Origin of the sequence: Chitinophaga sp. RAB17 (assembly GCF_052114225.1) — a bacterium.
Taxonomy (GTDB): Bacteria; Bacteroidota; Bacteroidia; order Chitinophagales; family Chitinophagaceae; genus Chitinophaga.
On sequence record NZ_JBFREI010000001.1, the window covers coordinates 262,135 to 283,687 of the forward strand.

The 21,553-nt window shown below is 47.8% G+C and carries 10 protein-coding genes; 4 read left to right on the top strand and 6 right to left on the bottom strand.

From position 1 onward, the window contains the following. Positions 1 to 26: 26 nt before the first annotated feature. The 4 genes from AB4Z08_RS00990 to AB4Z08_RS01005 all read left to right on the top strand — a co-directional run bounded on the left by AB4Z08_RS00990 (position 27) and on the right by AB4Z08_RS01005 (position 3,338). On the top strand, positions 27 to 1,148 hold the full coding sequence (locus AB4Z08_RS00990) for a hypothetical protein (protein WP_441571894.1): 1,122 nt from the start codon (positions 27 to 29) through the stop codon (positions 1,146 to 1,148). Between the two features lie 131 nt (positions 1,149 to 1,279). Beyond that, entirely contained in the window at positions 1,280 to 2,089 is an 810-nt protein-coding gene (locus AB4Z08_RS00995) for a hypothetical protein (RefSeq protein ID WP_441571895.1), read from the top strand. Position 2,090: 1 nt separating this feature from the next. After that, positions 2,091 to 2,990: a LysR substrate-binding domain-containing protein gene (locus AB4Z08_RS01000; RefSeq protein WP_441571896.1), complete on the top strand. Its 900-nt coding sequence runs from the start codon at positions 2,091 to 2,093 to the stop codon at positions 2,988 to 2,990. 78 nt (positions 2,991 to 3,068) lie between these two features. Next, positions 3,069 to 3,338: a hypothetical protein gene (locus AB4Z08_RS01005; protein ID WP_441571897.1), complete on the top strand. Its 270-nt coding sequence runs from the start codon at positions 3,069 to 3,071 to the stop codon at positions 3,336 to 3,338. Between the two features lie 79 nt (positions 3,339 to 3,417). Here the strand turns inward: AB4Z08_RS01005 and AB4Z08_RS01010 are convergent, their stop codons facing one another. From AB4Z08_RS01010 to AB4Z08_RS01035, 6 genes are all read right to left on the bottom strand, one after another. Beyond that, the gene (locus AB4Z08_RS01010) at positions 3,418 to 4,497 is read right to left on the bottom strand and encodes an oxidoreductase (protein WP_441571898.1); all 1,080 of its coding nucleotides are present in this window, start codon (positions 4,495 to 4,497) and stop codon (positions 3,418 to 3,420) included. 68 nt (positions 4,498 to 4,565) lie between these two features. Continuing rightward, positions 4,566 to 5,141 (bottom strand): Crp/Fnr family transcriptional regulator, encoded by a 576-nt coding sequence (locus AB4Z08_RS01015; protein WP_441571899.1) that lies wholly within the window; start codon positions 5,139 to 5,141, stop codon positions 4,566 to 4,568. A 21-nt stretch (positions 5,142 to 5,162) separates the two neighbouring features. Beyond that, positions 5,163 to 5,714: an SMI1/KNR4 family protein gene (locus AB4Z08_RS01020; RefSeq protein ID WP_441571900.1), complete on the bottom strand. Its 552-nt coding sequence runs from the start codon at positions 5,712 to 5,714 to the stop codon at positions 5,163 to 5,165. A gap of 190 nt (positions 5,715 to 5,904) precedes the next feature. Beyond that, the gene (locus AB4Z08_RS01025; RefSeq protein ID WP_441571901.1) at positions 5,905 to 7,503 is read right to left on the bottom strand and encodes a hypothetical protein; all 1,599 of its coding nucleotides are present in this window, start codon (positions 7,501 to 7,503) and stop codon (positions 5,905 to 5,907) included. A gap of 32 nt (positions 7,504 to 7,535) precedes the next feature. Continuing rightward, entirely contained in the window at positions 7,536 to 8,555 is a 1,020-nt protein-coding gene (locus AB4Z08_RS01030) for a PorP/SprF family type IX secretion system membrane protein (RefSeq protein WP_441571902.1), read from the bottom strand. Between the two features lie 33 nt (positions 8,556 to 8,588). Further along, positions 8,589 to 20,990: a DUF7927 domain-containing protein gene (locus tag AB4Z08_RS01035; protein ID WP_441571903.1), complete on the bottom strand. Its 12,402-nt coding sequence runs from the start codon at positions 20,988 to 20,990 to the stop codon at positions 8,589 to 8,591. Between the last annotated feature and the right edge of the window lie 563 nt (positions 20,991 to 21,553).

Here is a 21,553-nt window from a genome sequence, read left to right on the forward strand (position 1 = left end):
ATATCCATTCAAAATAAAAAAACGTCATGACAAAAACAGCCATTGGTCTATTATTCCTGCTGCTGCCGGTATCCGCAAATGCACAGCGGAAGAAAACGGAGATCTCCATACCTATGCAGGCAGCACATTGGGATTTCAAGCCGGGCACGGTAGAATTCCTCACCTACAAATCCGTACCGGCCATGAAGATATTAAACAGCGCTGATTCCGCCGTGTTAAAAAACCTGGATTTCAAAGATGGCACCATCGAATATGATATGGAGCCGGTAGATCCGAACTTTACCTCTATTCATTTCCGGCGTGCCGGTCAGAAGGAAAATGAATGTTTCTATTTCCGTACTGCCGGCTCAGGCAAGGAGTACGCCATACAATATGCCCCTTTCATAGATGGCATTAATCTATGGGACATGCTCTATCACTATCAGAACATCGCCTGGTTTGAAAAAGACAAATGGAATCATGTAAAGTTGGTGGTATCCGGCAAACAACTACGTGTATACGTAAACGATACCCTGCATCCTGCATTGGAAGTACCACAACTGGAAGGTAACACCTGGCATGGCGCGCTCTCCTTTGATGGACAGGCGATCATTGCCAACCTGGTAGTGAAACCTGATAAAACGGGTGGCCTCTCTCCCCAGGAAGGAGTCGACATCACCAGCAACGATGCCCGCTACCTTCGTAAATGGCAGGTAAGCCCGGCGATCAGGATGCCGGAAAAAGTTGATTTCAGCCTGGCGTTTTTTCCGGACAAGGAAACGCCCTGGGAAACTATCCACGCAGAAAGAAGGGGGCTGATTAACCTGACCCGTAAATTCGGCGGCGCCGAAAAGCGCGCCCGCCGGCTGGTATGGCTGAAAACAAGCATTCAATCTGCCGTAGAACAAAATCTGAAATTAAACCTGGGCTTCAGTGATGAGGTATGGGTATTTTTAAATGGCAAATATGTGTATGTAGATAAAAACCTATACGGTGCCCCACTGATGAAGCAACCGGATGGTCGTTGTACCGTGGAAAACAGCTCCTTTAACCTCCCGCTCATAAAAGGCAATAATGAAATACTGGTAGCTGTAGCGAATGATTTTTACGGCTGGGGGATCATAGCACGGCTGGATAAATTAACGGAGGTAGTAATAGAGAGAGAGTAACCAGGTATAAACAGCAGATGATGTCCGGAAAGCATCATCTGCTGCTTAGTTGGCATTCAGGGAATAACCGGTATTTCGGGATTATTTTTCAATTGATTATCATAAATTGATCTAAATATCTTGAATGGCCCATGAAAAAAACGATTACAGACGATGAATTAACAGGCAATATCCGGCAGATGAAATACAGCACCACCGATTCCGCCGGCACTGATTATGGGTATGAACTATCTCATTACGATGCACAAGGCAACTTGCGGAAATGGGAAATGTATAATGAACAGCACAAACCCGTGAAAAATATCGTGTATGACTTTGATGACAGAGGCGTGCTGCTCGAAGAAAGATTGACGCAAAGTGATGGCACCCTTGTTTATAAAAACACCTTTTATAATAACGGCCAATACAAAGAAACATGTGAATACCACAACGGCGATAGCTATAAAACCATGTATGATGAAGCCGGCAATGTAAAGACTCAATTTGAAAATGAGGAGGTGTCGGAAATAGAAGAGGATCCTTATAATGAGCAATGGGAAACAAAAAAGGTCACTGATACTGATGGCAGCATCATGGAACTGGTGTATTACCATTCATTCGGCCAGCTGTATGACATCACCAAAAGAAAATACAATGATCAGCAGCAGGTGCTTTCAGAGCTTACCTATGACTCCGAAGATGCGCTGGCGGCAGATAAACCAGACGCTATCAAAATTAACGAATACAATGAGCATCATCACCTGACCATGTATACGCATGATCATGCCGATGGAGCAGGTGGCTTTCACCGTACCACGTTCCGGTATGTGTTCCAATATGACGATCAGCATAACTGGATCGAGAAAGTGGAAATGATGAATAACAAAATAACTGGCTACGAGGACCTTATACAATTTATCCGGAAGCGGGAAATTGAATATCTTTCCTCATCAATACACTAATATGCTCTCTAACCGTCACCTGATTTTCATGGAAGTAGCTCACCAGAAAAGCTTTTCCAAAGCCAGCCAGGCGCTGTTTATTTCGCAGCCTGCTGTGAGTACGCATATCAAGGGACTGGAAGAACAGTATAAGACCAAGTTATTTGAAAGAAAGGGATTGCAGATAGAGCTGACAGAAGCCGGACAATTGCTGTATAACCGGCTGCTAACGGTCAGGCATATACAACAGGAAACGGAGTTTGACATATCTGTGATCCATGACCAGCAGCAGGCCACCGGTATGCTGAACCTGGGCGCCAGCACTACTGCTGCGCTATATATTCTTCCTAAGGTAATGTCGGCCTTTCACCGGGAATACCCGCTGGTAGATATTTCTTTATTAAACAGGAACAGTGAGATTGTGTTGCAGGCATTACTCGATAAAGAAATTAACATTGGTGTAACAGAAGAAAAAGGACAGCTGAGCAACATCACCTATCAGCCTTTCCTGAAAGATCAGATCGTAGCGGTATGCAGTCGTAATAACCCGCTGGCGAAGAAAAAGAACTATGCAGTGAAAGATATCCTGTCTATGCCCGTGGCTATCCGGGAACGGGGCAGTGGCACCCTGGAAGCGATCAAAACCGGGTTGCAGAAAAGTAAAATCCGGCTGAATGACCTGAAAATAAAAGTGCGGCTGGGTGGTACGGAAGCGTTGAAGAACTTTCTGCTGGAGTCCGGTTGCGTAGGTTTTTTGTCTACCCGCTCTATTGTAAAGGAGCTACAACATGGAGAACTGACCATTCTTAACTTCGACGGGCTGCGGATAGAGCGCAGTTTTTACTTCATTCAGCGCAAAGGAGAAACCAGCGACCTGAACAAAAGATTCATCAAAATGGCCAAAACCATTTATAATTATTAATTATAGGTCATAATATTTTCCTATAGCCAGGATTATAGGTATAAGCATACATTTGAACCGTACAAAATATAGTTTTATATGAATATGCTTTTTTATTATGACGAGTTATATAAAGCGGCTGTAGAAAGAATCAATAAGATTGTAGACATCTCTGTACAGCAAAAAAACGGTTTAATATCACGGCTTAAAAGCCAGGCTCCTTTCTTATCAACCACCACTGAAGATATAGATCTCGTTGCCCAAAGAATGATGAATTCATTAGGTTCCGTTTTATGTCCGGATGCCGCAGCTGATTTTGCCGGCGGCAGCAAACTCCTGGAGATGGAGATGTTATATAACGGAGAATAAAAGGAAAGAAGCATATACTTCTTTCCTTTTATGCCAACTTATTTTACGATATATTTTTGTCAACATACCAGCGGTAACCTTACGCCTCCAACGGTGGAAACGGTGCGGCCATAGCACGTTCGAAAGGCAATACCGGCAATCCTGCTGCCACCCGTACCGGGAAGTCAGGGTTGGCGAGTGCCGCCTTGCCCAGTGAAATAAAATCGGTATGCCCTTCCTGTAATGCTCTCCCCGCTACTGCCAGATCTTCTAATCCGCCATTGGCGATGACAGGGCGTTTCACCATTCGTTTAGCCATCCCTGTGAGTGATTCATTGTTGTCATATACCCCCAGTTTCTCCCAGGTACTGCCTTCGCCCGAAATATGTACATAGTCAGGGGCCACTTTAATCACTTCTTCCAGAATAGCGGTAGCAGTAACGGCTCCATCCGGCCAGCGGTAATGATCGTCATTCACCTTACCTTCCGACAAACGCAGACCTACCATGAAATCAGCCGACACTACTTTCCGGATGGCGGCCAGGATTTCTGCGATAATGCGAAAGCGGTTCGGAATAGTGCCGCCATATTCATCTTCCCGGAGATTGGTATAAGCAGTTAAAAACTGATCCGGCAAATAACCGTTGGCCGCATGCACTTCAACACCATGAAACCCGGCAGCCACTGCATTTTTAGCAGCATTGGCATAACCCTCCACCGCAATGCGTATATCCGTTGCCGTCATAGCCGCCGGAATTGGAAACGGTCCTTCTCCCCCGCCATAAGAACGGAGCTTTGTACCAAGTGGCGTCACCACTGAAGGCGCCTGTGTATGGGTTAAATGCTGGGATAATGCACCGGCATGCATCAGCTGGGCGATGAATAAGCTTCCATGCGCTTTTACTTTCGTTGCCAGCTCCCGCCACCCGGTTATTTGTGCAGGCGTTACTATGCCCGGCTGATGTGGATAAGCCTGGCTGGCGACTGTATCTGTATAAAGACCTTCTGTGATAATGATACCAAAACCACCTGCGGCAAATTTTTCATAGTAGGCATGCATAGCTGCGGTGGGAACTCCTTGTAAGGTGGCGCTGGCACGGCTCATTGGCGCTACTACCGCCCTGTTTTTCACAAATTGGCTGGCCAGTTCAAAAGAAGCTAAAATCGGATGTGTTGTCATTGTCTGTTTATTTAAGGCAAAGTTGAGGGCTTGCCGGTCGACAAAAAATGACATATGGTAATAAAAAGCTACTCCCCCTTCGCCAACTTATGCCGCAAACGGCTCAGCGATTCCTTTGTAATGCCCAGATAAGCAGCTACCTGGTGCTGGGGCAGCCTGGTTTCCAGGAACGGATAGCGGCTGACAAACTCCTGGTATCTTTCCAAAGCAGGCTTTTGTAAAAATAAGATCCTGCGCTGCAGGGCTGCAGAAGAGCGCTGGGAAATAATATGATAATACTGCGCTACGGCAGGAATATCCTGAAACAGCTTATACAACTGCTGCTTATTAATCTGCAGGATTTCCCCACTTTCCAGCACATCGATATTAAACAGGGAGGGTTTCTCATGGAGCAAGCTGTCCAGATCCGTCATCCACCAGCCTTCCACACTGAATTGCAATACATTTTCCTTTCCGGCAGCATCTATTTCATATTGACGACAACAACCTTTGAGCACAAAAAATTCGTGTCGGCATATTTCACCTTCCTGCAATAAATATTGGTGACGACGGGTTTTCACGGATTCAAAATATGCAGGAATGCGCAGGATCTCGTCTGCCGTGAGTGATACGTGTTTACCGATGCTGTCAGTGAGTAATTTCATCTTCAGAAAAAATATTAGTCGTTAGCCTACCGTAAAATTTTTAGGATAATCCGCAGGAGGATCCACCTGGAAATACTCCTCTTCCTGACCGGGACCCGCGGCATAAAATTTATTCAACGCAGTAATCAGCGATAACAGATCAGGTGCAATCACATCACGATCATTGTCTGCATGCCAGAACTCAATCAGCTGCCCGGGTTGATCGGTAAACAACCCTGCGGCATCATAACAAATATAATCACCGCCTCCGTTATGAAACAATGGAAACCAGTCCTTATGCCACCAGTTCTCCATTTCAAAATCATAGCCTATCATGGAAGTGTTATCTGCAGCAGTATCCAGCGCTTCTTCCAGTGGTACAAACATGGAGTTGTTTACAAATGCTTCCATGAAATTTGGGTCCTGCCCGTTTCTCCACAGGTATAACTGTTGCACGGGTTCCGGGATCACTACCTTATATTTTTCTTCAAGTGCCCTGATGTCGGCAATGGTCAGCGGATCATTCAGTTTCGCAAACAGTCCCGGACGCTGCGTGCGCAGGTGCTGTGCTAACAAATCCAATTCGTGTTGCATAGATGTATTTTAGTCTGGTAACAGAATTTCAAATATACAGCAAATAGCTGTTAGCTTTTAGCTGTTAGCAGTTAGATTATAGCGAGTAGATTGTGGCGAGTAGATTGTGGCGATTGACCATTAGTAAAAACGAAGCCGTTCCATTAACCATTGGAACGGCTTCTTCGTGAAGATAAATAAATTTAAACGTTTATTTTCCCGGACAAATCTCTTTCTTCAGTTCTTGTCCGTCCGTCATACCGCGGGTATTAAACTCCATCACTTCATGGCGATGATTCGGATAAGTAATACGGATTTCATAGTCGGTATCTTTTTCCAGGGTGAGGTTAATCTCACGTCCGGGTGAACCTATGAAGCACCAGCCGATACCGCGTTGTTTGTTGTAAATATAAATACAGGCCCCATCCAGCGGAGGACAAACCGTACCTATAAATGGAATCACCAGGGCTACAGGTACTTTTGTCAGGGTGTATGTTTCGGGAGAAGTAATACTGTAAATATCATCGCTTCCTTTACCGCCCGGGCGATTTGAAGAAAAGTAAGTATTGCCGTTATTACCAGCTACGAAGTAAAAATCATCGGCGGATGAATTGGTAGGATAGCGGAGATTTTCCGGTGTGCTCCATTGTGTTTTACTGCCGGTAGCATGAAAAATATCAAAGCCGCCCATACCTGTCCAGCCTTTGCTGCAAAAATACAAACTGCCATCGGGGGCAATGGTGGGGAATTCTTCTTCTTCAGGACTGTTAATGGCCGGGCCACAGTTCACAGGCGTGCCCCATTTTCCGTCTCCCTGCTTTTCGCTATACCAGATATCCGTTCCGCCCACGCCGCCTGGCATATCGGCCGCAAAATACAGCGTGCTGCCATCGTTGCTGAGGGCTGCATGTCCAAGAGAATATTGATCTGGTTTGTTGTAGGGAAATGGTACAGGCTTTCCCCATTTTCCATTTTTGTCTTTTTCTGCCGCAAACAATTCCAACCGGCGATATCCATACTTCACGCGTTTTTCCTTTACGCCAGGAATGCGGCGGTCAGGATAGGTCATAGTCACATATGCGGTGTGATAGTCTTTATCGAAAGTGGCGGGTCCTACATGGTAACGGGACCAGTTAAACGAAGGCGAAAAATCTTTGATATACACATTACCGTAGTTCGCGGTATCTCCTACATACAAACCATAATAATCTCTGTTGGTACGGCCATATTTATTCCGGTTAAAGTGGCTTCCATTCTCCAGTTGATTACGGTATAAAGTATCCGATGTAAACACCACACCACCGGGATAATAAGTAGCGCCCCAGTCGGATCTCGAAGTATTCAGTCTTTCTACATTCCTGATAAAAACAGGGGTGGGTGATTGTATCCATCCGGGAGCGGCATCACAGCCGGCGATACGGTTTTTCACTTTTTCCTGCTGCGGACCGGTTTGCGCATACTGTGTATACGCTGCTTTGGCTTCCGGATATTTCCCTAAGCTTTTCAACATATCGCCATAATACATGCGGGCATCTGCGGAGGCATCGGAGCGGGCCAGCAGTTTGGCATACCAGTCGGCCGATGCAGAATACCTGTTCATTTGCCGGTAGGAATCAGCGAGTCTTTCCAGCACCACGGTGGATGTTTTTTCTTTCCGCTTTGCTGCTATCCGCTCGTACAGAGAAGCCGCTTTTGCGTAGTCGTATTTGGCGTAATAGATGGCAGCCTGTTTATCCAACGACAATTGTTCCTGTGCCGACGAGAGTTGTACTGATACCAGGAGTAAAATTATTCCAACATATTTTTTCATAGTATGTATTTAAAAGGATACCCTTGCAATAATTAAAAATACCGTGGACTTGTTACCCTGGCTTTTTTACCCGGGAACAAAAATCCGATGGATATTTCATGTGACCCACTCTGAAAAGAGGCCATTTTGCTGATGGTGAGATCATAAGCATATCCTATTCTGAATTGATTATTTATATTGAACTGAACCAATATACTGGCGGCATCCAATTGTTCCAGGTCACTTTCCAGTGCCGGCTTACTCCATAATTTCACACCTGTTCTGTAGGAACCACCCACCCATAGCCGGTCGGCCAACAGGAATAAAGCGTTCAGGTCCACATTGGTAGGCCCTTTAAAATCTTCTTTGATGAGAATAGAAGGCTTGAACTTTACGGCATCTGATAAATCAAACATCATCCCTGCATTCACATACAAATGCTGTGTTTTACGGATCGTTTTATACTGATAGCCCTTCCAGTAATACCTGGATGCATCAGTATACAACGAGAAAAGATCCATCACCGAAGCACCCACATAAAACTTAGAGGTAAAATAGTAGATTCCGAAACGCGCATCCGGAATCCAGGTAGACGCCCTGCCCAATGGGATGGTGGGATCATTATCATCGTTGTATAGCAGGGCGGTGCCATCAATCGAATATTGGGTAACGCCGGCGCCTACTCCCAAACACAATCTTTTATCCCCATCTTCATTCAATGGAATACGGTAGGAGTACATACCATAAATTGAGGTCGCATCCTGTGGCCCCAGTTTATCATACATCACCTGCATCCCTAATCCCACCCGGTTATCCCGCGAGGCATTAAGGGCGCCATCTACAGATACACCGCCGGTTTGCGGCCCTCCCGGAAAGTTCACCCATTGCTTACGATATATGGCGTTTGCAAACAGATCTTCCTTATAACCTGCGTAAGCAGGGTTTACACTCAACATATTAAAAACATATTGACTGAACTGTAAGTTTTGCTGTGCCTTTGTCAGCGCCGGTTTTAGTAGCAGGCCGGATAACGTTAACAGGAGCAATAACTTTGATGTCGCGCTTATGTTCATACTAAATTCCTTTAAGATGTCAGTAAGTGATGATTATCGCAGCAATTCAATCCAGCCCTTGTAATCTCTGTCACCCTGCGCTGTACGCAATTTCAATATATAGTAGTAGGTACCTTCATTCAGTCCGTTACCGTTCCACTTGTTATCATAGTTCTTATTCTGGTATACCTGGTTACCCCAACGATTGTAAATAAGAAGTGTTGATCCCGGGTAACGATCTAATCCTGGTATTACAAATTTGTCGTTCTTACCATCTTCATTCGGTGTCACTATATTCGGGATGAAGATGTCATCGCCATTCACTGGTTGTGTAATGGTAGCCGTATTATCCGAAAGGTCTACATCCGTTTCGTTACCTGCAATCGTGGCGGTGTTAGTCATGTTGCCGCCGCTAATCAGTTTAGCCGTAAACGTGAGTGTTTCCTGACTACCGGAGGCCATGTCCGGCAACTGCCAGGTGATGGTCTTCGTAATCGGATCAAAGGTAGCCAGGCCCTTGCTGGTAGTAATCGTCAATGGCCGACCAATCATACTTTGCAGCAGGTCTTTCACCACCACTCCGGTAGCCGGATCGGGTCCGTTGTTGATAGCCGTAACCACAAACTGCAGCACCTGATTCACACTCAATGGTTCAGGCGTATTTTGTTTTTTCAGCACTTTCAGGTTAGCATACCTGTCAGTATTTATAATTACGGTAGATGTATCTGGTGTACTTACATCCGGCGGACCGGTAATGATAACAGTGTTTTGTACTTTACCGGCTGCCTTGATGGTCACCTGGTAGCTCCAGCTAACGGTTTCGCCGCCGTTGAGTGCACCGATATTCCATTCGAGTATGCGTTGCGTGTTGTTAAAGGTGATGTTACCTTTCGGTGGCGCATTGTATACCGGATCACTCACCAGGTTCGCCGCAGGCAGCTGATCGGTGGTGATCACCGGATTCACGGTGGCGGTGCCGGAGTTGGTGGCAGTAATCGTATACGTAATTTGCGTTCCTACGCTATACGGGCCGGTAGCAGGTGATACCGTTTTCACTACTTTCAGCGCCGATTTCGCCTGTACCGTAGTGACTACGGTACTGCTGGTATTATTGCTGCTGTCTGCATCCGGTAATCCGGCTGGTGTATTCACTACCGCCACATTGCTTAAGGTACCTGGTGCGGCAGCGGTGCCGGTGATCTGTAATATTACCTGTGCACCTGTTGGGAAAGTTCCTAATACGGCACTGGCGGTATTACCGGTAATACTGGTTTGAATATTGGCAGCGCCACCGGTAGCTTGTTGCACGCTGATCGCTGTTTGTGTTAATCCGGCCGGCAGTACATCGTTTACGGTAGCGCCGTTTGCGTCTAAAGGACCAGCGTTATCCACGGTGAGCACATACGTTACTTTTCCACCTTCAAATATGGTAGCAGGACCAGTCTTACTAATCTTCAGGTCTGTGTTTTCAACTACCGGAATAATAACAATAGAAGTATCCGGATTAGTTACATCCGGCGGACCGGTAATAACAACACTGTTTTGAATATTACCGGCGGCTTTAATGGTCACCTGGTAACTCCAGCTAATAGTTTCGCCGCCATTGAGCGCTCCGATATTCCATTCGAGGATACGTTGCGTTGCATCAAAGTTGATACTGCCTTTCGGTGGTGCGGCGTATACCGGATCACTCACCAGGCTCGCTGCTGGCAGTTTATCAGTGGTGATCACCGGCGTTACAGTAGCCGTGCCTGTGTTGGTAGCAGTAATCGTATAAGTAATCTGTTGTCCTATCTTATACGGACCGGTGGCAGGTGATACTGTCTTCACTACTTTCAGATCGGATTTAGCCAGCACATTGGTGACTACGGTACTGCTGGTATTATTGCTGCTATCAGCATCCGGTAATCCTGCAGGTGTATTCACTACAGCCACATTACTTAAAGTACCTGGTGCCGCGGCGGTGCCGGTGATTTGCAATATTACCTGTGCACCTGTTGGGAAAGTACCTAACAGGGCATTCGCAGTATTGCCGGTAATACTGGTTTGTATGCTGGCAGCACCACCGGTAGCCTGTTGTATGCTGATCACGGTTTGTGTTAATCCGACAGGTAATACATCCTTCACCGTAGCACCATCTGCGTCTAGAGGACCAGCGTTATCCACCGTCAGTACATAGGTTACTTTACCACCTTCATATATCGTGGCGGGACCTGTTTTGGTAATCTTCAGATCGGTATTTTTTACTGCCGGAATAATAATGATAGATGTATCCGGATTACTTACATCCGGTGGTCCGGTAATGATAGCAGTGTTTTGAATATTACCAGCGCCTTTAATAGTTACCTGGTAACTCCAGCTAACGGTTTCGCCACCGTTAAGTAAACCAATATTCCATTGCAGGATGCGTTGCGTTGCATCATAGTTGATGCTACCTTTTGGTGGCGCGGTGTATACCGGATCACTCACCAGGCTCGCTGCTGGCAGCTGATCGGTGGTGACCACCGGATTCACGGCAGCAGTACCTGCATTGGTAGCCGTAATGGTATACGTGATTTGTTGTCCTACTTTATATGGACCAGTAACTGGTGAAATACTCTTCACTACTTTCAGATCAGATTTAGCCAGCACCTCAGTGATTACGGTGCTGCTGGTATTATTGCTGCTATCTGTATCCGGTATGCCGGCAGGCGTATTTACCACGGCCACATTACTTAATGTACCTGGTGCTGCGGCAATGCCGGTGATCTGCAATATTACCTGTGCGCCGGTAGGGAAAGTACCCAATATCGCATTGGCTGTATTACCGGTAATACTGGTTTGTATGTTAGCTGCGCCACCAGTACTTTGTTGTACGCTGATGGCTGTCTGTGTTAGTCCTGTCGGCAATACATCGTTAACGGTAGCACCATTCGCATCAGAAGGACCATCGTTATTAACGGTCAACAAATACGTTACCGCACTGCCTTCATATACCTGCGAAGGACCGGTTTTATCTATTCTCAGGTCTGCTGCGCCGGCTATTGTACTCACAACCGGTGGTGACGGAATATCTTTTCCACCTTCGTCATTCAGGATCGCATGCGCTACGTTGGTCACGTTGCCTGCCGGTGCACTTTGCGCCACAGTGCCTTTTACGACTATGGTAATACCACTGGTATCAATAGCGGGTATGTCGGCCGTGATTTTTACATTGTTACCGCTGCCGGTGGCGCCAGCCGTAATCACGGTGGTGCGTACCGGTGTAGCTGTCCAGGTAACATTGGTCAGCACTGATGGAATAAGGTCGATGATATCTACGTTAGTGGCCTTGCTTGGACCAGGGTTAGTAACGTTGATCACATAAGTAGCATCTTCTCCTCTGATCATCACAGCAGGACCAGTTTTATTGATGGTAAGGCGGGAGATCACATTGATCACCGTGCTTACGGTAGACTGATCGGATGCTGCTCCTGCTTCTGAAGGAGTCACAGTGGCTACATTCACCAGGGTACCAGTGGCTGCCGGCAGTACCCTGCCGGTAACGGTAATCACAATGGTATTGGCATTACCTGCTGCGATGTTTCCGTTCAGCAAAATATTATTGCCGGTGCCGGAAGTCGCGCTATTGATCACTGCCATACCATTGGTCACTGCCTGCCATTGTACGCCGGTGATGTTGGCTGGTACGGTATCCGTAACGGACAGGTTCACCGCGTTGCTCTTGCCGTTGTTTCCTACTGTAATGGTGTAGCTGATATCCTGCCCGGCTACCACAGTAGCTGGACCGGTTTTTTCGATGACCAGTACCGGATTTGCCGTCACTACCGTTTGTACCAGGTCGGAAGAATCGGGCAATGCGCCGGGTTCTTTCGGTGTGATGATCGCGATATTTTTCAGCGTATCTCTGAAAGCAGGATCCACTGTACCTGTAACGTTTACGGTGATGCTGTTACCTGTTCCCGGCGGAATAGTAGCCAGCAGATCGATGAGATTACCAGTGCCATTGGCGGCGCCATTAATAACGGCTTTACCTGCCGCAGTAGCGGTCCACACCACCTGTGTAACAGCAGTTGGAACCGCATCATGTATACCTGCGTTGACAGCGATACTAGGTCCGTCATTGGTAGCAACGATAGTGTAGCTGATATTTTCGCCGGACTGTAAAGCAGTCGGACCGCTCTTCGTGATCTTCACGGTTGGCCGCAGGGAAACGATGGTTTGCACTTCGCTGGTATCAGGTGTATTACCTGCTTCAGCTGGTATAACAATGCCCCTGTTGATGATAGTGCCAGCAAAAGATGAATCTACTTTTCCCTGTACTGCTATCAGTAAAGAAGAGGCTGCGTTCATATTGGCAGTTACCAGTACATTATTGCCGGTACCGGTATTACCTGATATAACAGTGGCTGTGCCGGTGATGCTTTGAACATTCCATTGTACCTGGCTGATAAATGCAGGTACCGCATCGGTGATCTGTGCATTGGTAGCATTACTGATACCATTGTTGCTTACCTGTAGCAGGTAGTGAATGGTTTCGCCTGCATGCAGGGTCGTTGGTCCGCTCTTGGTGATTGCCAGCATCGGATGTTTTTCCACTGGTGTAATCACTGGTGGTGTCACTATCGGCGGATCAATCGGATCCGGCGGTGTAACGGTTGCCGTATTTGTGAGCGTGCCGCTGGCATCCGGTGACAGTGTACCCGTTACCGTGATGGTCACCACCGCATTACCGGTAGGTGGTATATCAGCGTTGACGGCTACAAACCGGCCACTTCCTGTGGCGCCACTATTCACAGCAGCACCATTGGTGGTTTGGGTAGTCCATGTTGGTTGCAGAATGCGGGCATCTATGGTATCTGTTACTGCCATATTGCGGGCATATCCCGGGCCTGTATTTGCCAGCGTGATTACATAGGTTACTTTGTCGCCGGCGGTAATCGTAGCCGGACCATCCTTATGGATGCTGATACCGGTTTGCCGGGTCACCAGTGTTCTGACAGAATCGCTCACAGCAGGGATGCCGGTGCCGGTTACATCTACTGTATTGAGGATGCTGCCTGCAAAATCATTATCGAGTGTACCCGTTACCGTGATGGTGACATTATTACCAGTGCCTCCGGGGATGTTAGCGGTGGTGCTGATGCTATTGCCGGTACCGGAGAATGGTCCGGTAATGGCGGCGCCTCCGTTCACAGCGGCCTGCCAGCTGGTGCCGGTTATCTGCACCGGTACGAGGTCGGTGATATTAAGACCAATAGCATCGGAAGGTCCGCTGTTGGTGACGATAATATTATACGTAATAGCGTTTCCGCCTACGGCCTGTTTTGGTCCGTTCTTATGTACCTGTACACCAGTAGCTACACCTACAGTGGTAGTAACGCTGCTCGTGTTATTGGACGGATCATAATCCGTTACCCCGGTAACGGCTACGTTGGCCGTATTGGTAATACTACCGGCAGTAGTGGTGCCACTTACGATACCATTAATGGTGATCGTAATAAAATTAGCGGCGCCCGGACCCAGTTTGGCAGGCAGATTAATATTGCCGCTGCTGTCTATCCTCGCGCTATCCAATATGGAAGCATCGCCAGTGGCAATGGCAGTCCAGGTAACGCTGGTAATAGCTGTTGGCAGCACATCTGTGATCAGCATGTTATCCGCCCGTTGCGGACCTGCATTGTAGATATGAAGGGTATAAGTAATCGGTTCACCTGCTAATACCTGCTGGGGCCCTGTCTTCACAATGCTCACATCTGTGGAGCGGTCCACCGAGGTAGTCACAGAACTTTCTTTATGACTGCCGGCGGTCACGGAGGCGGTGTTGGTAATGGTGGTGCCGGAAGTGTTATTTACTACACCGCGGATCACGATCACAATACTGTTATTGCCCACGGGAATATCGGCGGTGGTATGCACGTTATTGGTGTTGCCGGATACTGCGCCGGTAACGGTAGCTCCACCGGTGGCAGTGGCGGTCCAGGAAGCAACGGTTACTGCAGCAGGCACGATATCATCGATCTGTGCATTGGTAATATTACCGGCGCCACCGTTGGTCACTTCCACACGGTATACGATGGAATCGCCTACATGCGTGATAGCTGGTCCGCTCTTGGCAATTCTTACTACCGGGTCATTGTCTACAATAGTGGATACGCTGCTGGTATTATCCGCCAGGTTAGGATCTACTATTGTGCTGCCGGTAGGGAAAGCTACGGTGGCGGTATTGGTAATGGTGGTACCGTTAGTGACTGCCGGACTCAGTATACCCGTTACCGTTACCAACAGTGTGCTGGTATCAGCAGGAATATCTGCCGTGAGACTTACATTACCGGTACCGGATGCCGGTGTAATATTTTGCACGTTGCCGGTGCTGCTGGTTGTCCAGGTTGGTGTAAGCAATTGCGCAGGTAACAGGTCAGTCACCTGCAAGCCAATAGCGTTGGATGGTCCCTGATTCCGGATACGGAGTACATACTGCATTTGCTGACCGGCAGCCTGGTTAGCGGGACCACTCTTGACAATATTCAGGTTAGCCTTACGGGAAACCGTGGTCAGTACGGTAGCAGTATCTCCTGCCGGCGTTGTGGATGGATCATTCAGTGCGATAGCTGTATTGGTAATGGTAGCACCGGTAAACGCAGGATCTACCTGGCCATTTACTGTAATGCGGATCGCTCCCACCGGCGTAGCGGGCAGATTAGCCACTAACTGGATATTGCCGGTACCGGTATTGCCACTGGTAATCACCGCACCATTCACTGGGATAGCAGTCCATGTAGCATTAATAATACCTGGCGGTATTACATCTTTAATGGTCACATTTGCGGCGCTGGAAGGGCCGTTGTTTGTCACTTCCACATTATACTGAATCGGGCTGCCTGCATAGGCAGAAGTGGGTCCGGATTTACGCACCTCCAATGATGCCTTTCTGCCCACAGTAGTTGTTACCTGTGAAGTTACCGGAGGCACACCTGGTTCTGTTGCCGCTGCCGTGGCCACATTCACAATCTGTCCAGTGAAGTCATCTTTGATAGTGCCGAAAATAATAACATTAATATAGTTCGTTTCTCCCACCGGAATATTAGCAGTAAGGCTCAACAGGTTACCTGCCCCTCTTGCGCCAGCAGTAATCACCGCCCCGCCAGCAGCAGTAGCCATCCATGTCGGGTTAAGTACGGTGGCAGGAATGGTATCTGTGATAACAGCGCCCAAAGCATCGCTGGGGCCTATGTTGATGACCTTCACCCCGTAAATAATCGCCGCTCCGGCATCCGCAGTAGAAGGTCCTATTTTGCTGATAAGTAATCCGGATTTTTGTTTAATAACGGTTACGACTGTATCAGAATTTACCGGTGCAATGCCAGGTTCTGATGGAGCAGCCACCGCAAAGTTTTGTATACTTCCTGCCGGGGTGGAAGAAGGAATAGTAGCGGTAACGGTAATATTGATGACGCCTGTTTTAGCAGGAATATTTGCGCCGATAGATAATATATTGCCGGTACCGGTAGCACCATTGCTGATGATAGCACCACCCGCAGCAGTAGCCGTCCACGTAGTATTGCGCAGTAATGGCGGCAACTGATCTGTGATAAGGGTGTTCAATGCGTTGGATGGCCCAAGGTTGGTTACCTGCATGGTATAAGTAATGTTATTCCCTGCATTGGCGGTTGCTGGTCCGGCCTTGGTAATCTTTACATTTGGTTGCTTTCTTACAGTTGTCACCACCTCGTTGGAAGCACCCGGCGTAGCGCCTGCCTCTGAAGGCTGGAATACGGCTCCATTCCGGAAGGTGCCACTGAAAGATGGATCCACAATACCTTTCACGGTAATGATGATGCCATTATTTCCACCACCATCAATATTCACATCCATGTCCAGGTCGTTGCCGGTGCCGGTGCCGGCTCTGATAATAGTGGCATTACCAACGGTTACAGTGCTCCAGGTGACCTGTTGTATTTCTGCCGGAATCTGATCATCGATGATCAGATTTTTCGCATCTGATACACCTACATTATTCACCACAATATTATACACGATTTCATCGCCTGCATTCAAGGTAGCAGGTCCGGATTTGCTGATCGTCAGCGATGGCAATCTTCTTACCCTTACCGTTTTGGTAGCACTCACCGGCGGTACATTTTCCGAAGGCGTAGCTGTGGCGGTGTTGGTAATGACTCCTTCCAATGACGGATCAGTTTTGCCTTTCACGATGATGGTCAGCATATTACCGCTACCGGCAGGAATGGATCCGATGAGGCTGATATTATTACCTGTTCCGGAGCTGGCGCCGCTGATAGATGCCGTACCGGCTGCAGTAGCACTCCACTGCACGCCGGTTAATGCGGCAGGTACCACATCGGTGATGACGAGGTTTTGCGCATTAGCTGTACTCAGATTGGTTACCTGGATAGTGTAGGTGAGACTATCTCCCGCCAACACCAGATCCACGGCTGTTTTGGTAATGGCCAGTTTAGGCAGCCGGTTCACGGTGGTAATTTTCACGGCAGAATCTGCCGTACCGGTTCCGGGCGCCGGTGTTACCACCGCCTTATTATTTATCTGTCCGGAGAAGGCAGGATCGATAATACCTTTCACGGTGATAGTAATATTGTTGTTGCCACCGGCACCGATGTCGCCGGTAAATGAAATATTATTTCCTGTACCTCCCTGGGTACCACTCACACTTGCATTGCCATTAGCCACCACTGTCCAGATAACTCCCTGCACGGAAGCAGGCACGACATCGGTGATCACTACATTATAGGCGTTGCTGGGTCCATTATTAACTGCTTTGATAATATAGGTAATGCTGGTACCTGCACTGGCGGTATCAGGACCGCTTTTGGTGATAGACAATGCGGATTGCTGCGCTACTGTAGTGATTACTTCATTGGAAGTAACCGGTGGAATATTCGGCTCAATAGGTATTACCTGCGCGATGTTCCTGATCGGATTACTTGTAGCTGGTAAGATGGTGCCTGTAATAATGATCCTGATCGTGGATCCGGCATTCATGTCTGCTGTTACTTCTACCTTATTGACATTACCGGTGGCACCCGATTTAATCACAGCTGTTCCGCTTAATACGGTGGCATTCCAGCTCACATTATATAATGCGGAAGGTACCGCATCCCTTATTTCTGTGTTGATAGAATTGGAAGGGCCTTCGTTTTTCACATCAACGGTATAGCTGATCTGTTCACCCGCAATGCCGGTAGCCGGGCCATTCTTCGTAATGTCAAACTTTATCTGTTTCTGCACAGTAGCCACATCCACATCTGTTACCGGCGGTATGCCTGGTTCTGCTGGTGTAGCGGTTACCCGGTTGAGGATAGTACCGGCAAAGTCAGGGTTGATGGTACCTGTAACGTGAACGACGATACGATTTGTAGCACCTACCGGCACATTACCCGTTAACCGGATAATGTTGCCGGAACCGGAAGCGCCTGCAGTTATGACAGCGGAACCATTGGCGGTGCTGGTCCAGGTAACATTCTGCACAGCGGCAGGCACGGTATCTGTCAAAACAGTACCAACAGCATTACTGGGTCCATTATTAAATAAGGTAAGTACATAATCAATCTTCTCTCCTGCAATGGCAATAACGGGGCTGGTTCTGGCCTTATCTACCAGCAGTCCGGGTGAACTGGTAATCAGCGTACTGGTTTCGTTGGAGGCTATCGGATCTACAGTACCTTCTGATGCGTTTACCACCGCCACATTTGGAATGGTGCCGGTGGCAGCTGCATCCACGGTGCCGGTTACATCGATATATACTTTACCGGTATCGGTATCTCCACCTGGCATATTGGCCACCACGCGAACAGGGCTGCCTGTACCAGTGGCGCCGGCAGTGATCACTACCCCACCGGTAGATCTGGCCGTCCAGCTCACATTGGTGAGCTTAGGAGAAATGACGTCTGTAATGGTGGCGCCTACAGCATCACCCAGACCTGTATTTTCTACCGCGATATTAAAATGGATCACCTCACCGGCAATAGCCATAGCAGGCGCTCTTTTTACGGCGGAGAAATAAGGACGACGTATAACCGGTATCGTTACGGTGCTGTTGATACCACCCGGATTCGCGATATCAGGAGAGGTGGCATTTGCAGTATTGGTAAGATCTCCTTCAAAAGAAGATTTAATATTTCCTTCAATGGTAATGACCACCGAATTATTGGCCGGAATGCTGGCGGTAAGATTAATCTGCGTATTGGTAGAAGTATTCGTTAATATTTGTGCAGTTCCCGTAGTGGTATACGCAATATTGGTTGCCACAAAATCAGCCGGGATAATATCTTTTACCGTTACACTGGTGGCATCACTCGGTCCGGCATTCAACACTTCTATATGGTATATCAGATCCTGACCTGCCAGATAAGGACCTGAGTTCGACACAATTTTATTGATCTGAATGTCTGCCTGATGGGTATAGGTAACGACTACCTGGTCAATGCTCGGTGGACAGTTACCATTGGTGATCGTCCAGGCCAATGTAGCGGTAGTATTTTCGGCAATTGTCACGATCGTGTGCGGATCTGTGGGGTTGGCAATAGTAGCGGTGCCGCTGACTACTGACCATTTACCGGTACCCACCGCCGGGGTATTTGCGGTCATGGTAAATACCCCTGAGTTGTACTGTATTTTGTCGGCGCCTGCATTGGCCGCAGTAGGCGATGCGTGAATGATCACCTCTACAGTACTGCTGGTAGGCAAACAGGTACCGTTGCCGATTCTCCACCTGAACACATAGGTGCCGGGCACCAGGCTGCTCACTGTAGTAACGGGGTTATGGATATCCGCGAAAACAGCTGCTCCGGGTCCGTTTACCTGCGACCAGGTACCAACACCACTGCTGGCCACATTACCTGCCAGGGTAGTGGTAGTAACGGCACACAATTCCTGGTTGGGACCTGCCACTGCTACAGTAGAAGCAGCATCTATTGTTAATGTAAAAGGATAGGTAACGGAGGTACAGTTCACCGCACTATTGGTGAAAGTAATCGCAAAGTGGTAAGTACCCGCAGCAACATTTCCCGGGATGGGGATGCTCAGTGGTGTTCCTGACAGCGTTCCATTGGTGATTGCTGCAAAACCAGGCATATCGCTGCTGCCCACACTGTATTTATCCGGACTGCCGGAAGTAATGGTATATGGCAGGGAAAACACCATGGTGCCCACGCACACATTAGCTACTGTTCCCAGCGTAGCGGTAATGGCCGGGTTTACTGTTACCAGGAATGTTCTGGACACACCATCCCCCTGACATCCATTTACGGTGGCGGTTACACGATAATAACGGGATGCCGTGAGGGCACCTGTATTTAATGCTGCTGTCGTTTGACCGGCTACAACTGTCCAGCCGGTACTGCCGTCTGCACTGGTTTCCCATGTATAGGTAAACCCGGTGGTGGGTGTACCTGTTCCTGCTTTGGGGGTAACCACCGCTGTCAGTTGCGTAGCGGTATTATTACAAATAGGTTGCTGGCCGGTAATGGCCACGGTATAGTCTATTACTTTTAATTCTATAGGGTTGGATACCACCCGGCAGTTGAGATTATTAATTTCTGCACTGCCACCAGCTGCCACTACCCGGTATTCAAATCCGGCCTGCACGTTGGTCACGGGGAAGGTATGCTGATTGCTGTTGCCATTATTTAAAACACCACCTTCATTGGCCCAGTCAGTTGTACCCAGTGGTCTTTTCTGTAACTGGAAAAAATAATTGGAATAACTGCCAGCAGGCAAACTTACATCCAGGCTGGAATTACCTCCGGCACAAACCACACCAGTGGCTTGCGTAAAGGTGATAGGAGGACCGCAGGCAGCAAAGGCGATATCATCCAGGGCCAGGTCATTACCATTACTATTAGGGGTATTACTGAAGATCCTTAATATCACTGCGCTGGTAGTTGCCGGCATCTGAAACACTCCTGCCTGTCTTATCCAGGTACCCGGACTCTGGTAAGGAACCGTTCCGGTAGACACAGAAGCAATGGCCGCTCCGTTTGGATTATTGGCATCCAGGATATCAAACCGCAGACTGGGCTGGGATACGCCATTCTGAGGATTGATGTTCATGATCCAGGCAGAAAACTCGAAAGTAGTACCCGCACATAAACCAGTGATCGTTCTCTCGTAAAACTGACCTGGCCTGGCTTCCGCATCTACTACCATACAATAACCCGTACCATCTGTGGACGTATGATCAGGGCGGTCTACGAAATAAATATTGTTGTATCCCCTGGTGGTATTACTGATGGTATATTGTCCGGGATAAGGGCCCGTGGGGCGGTTTCCGGTACCGGGACTGTAATAAGTGTAAGTCGTAAGACCTGAAGGCAACGGACCTCCCAGCGTGGGTTTGGCCGCTGACGGTGCCTGACCAAAGGTTTCCCTGAACACCGGATCACCCAATGAACCGGTACATTGTTGCGCATTTGTGGGAATAGCAAACAATGAAAAAACCAAAATACTGCACACTAACATTATTCTACATCTGTTCTTTTGCATAAAGCGAGCTATCTGCAACCGATGTTTTGGAGTACATAGAGACATGGTAGACTTATTGATCATAAGGATCCGTATTTGGAGGATATAGTCAGGCAAAACCAACACTCATGAGTTAAACACTATCCGGGGATATCAACCAGCATTCTTTGACAATCAGACAAAAGGGGGTTCCATACGTGTCAGACTACACGTTGTTACCGTAGATTTTGTGCTACGAAAAATTATTATATATCAATCGGAATCAGTGCGTACTGTCACCATCTACATACATCTATCTTCCGCAACAGTATCATTCAGGGATAATCAACAATAAAAAGAGCAGAAAGTTTAGTAATTCTTTCAATTAACAGTAACGTATCAACTGAGGGGGCTTTCAAAATAAACCAGTGGCTACATGAGGAATCCTATCTACCTGAAACAGGTATAAAAAAATTACGAATTAGGAATTACGAATTACGGATTTGTGGGAGATAAACAGCGGACAACCCGTGTTAGAACATCTACCTGTAAATCCGTAATTC